Here is a 605-nt window from a genome sequence, read left to right on the forward strand (position 1 = left end):
TAAGCATCATCATTAGCGTTAGTAGTATTTGGCGTACCAGCATCTTGAACGGTTACCGTTACTGTAGCGGTATCACAAAGCTGTGGATTACCATCATCACAAATGGTATAAGTGAATGTATCTTCACCAGTAAACCCTGGGTTAGGAGTATAAGTTATCGTTCCATCCGGATTAAGCGTTACAGTTCCATTAGTAGGATTCGTAGTTGCTGTAATAGTAATAGGATCGGCATCAGGATCAAAATCGTTAGCAAGCACTACGATGTCAATCGGAGTACCTTCAGCAGTAGTTGCTGTATCTGCATTAGCGATAGGAGCTTCATTTTCAGGGCCACCTTCTGGTAGTACTTCAATATATACCGTAGCAGTATCACAAGCTTGTGGATTACCATCATCACAGATTGTGTATTCAAAAGAATCTTCACCGATAAATCCTGGGTTAGGAGTGTAGGTATAAGATCCATTAGGATTTACAGTAACAGTTCCGTTAGTAGGATTGGTATTAGAAACCACAGTTTGGTTATCACCTTCAAAGTCTTCGTCGTTAGTTAATACGTTACCAGAGACAGGTTGATCTACAAATGTATTGTTGATATCAGCAATGGC

At 40.2% G+C, this 605-nt stretch carries 1 protein-coding gene; it reads right to left on the reverse strand.

Annotated features, from left to right (window positions below):
- Positions 1-605, reverse strand: a 605-nt coding sequence (locus Q0822_RS18200) for an Ig-like domain-containing protein (protein ID WP_299126398.1), incomplete at both ends; no start/stop codon positions are given.

It is taken from the genome of uncultured Winogradskyella sp. (genome assembly GCF_947496485.1).
Classification (GTDB): domain Bacteria; phylum Bacteroidota; class Bacteroidia; order Flavobacteriales; family Flavobacteriaceae; genus Winogradskyella.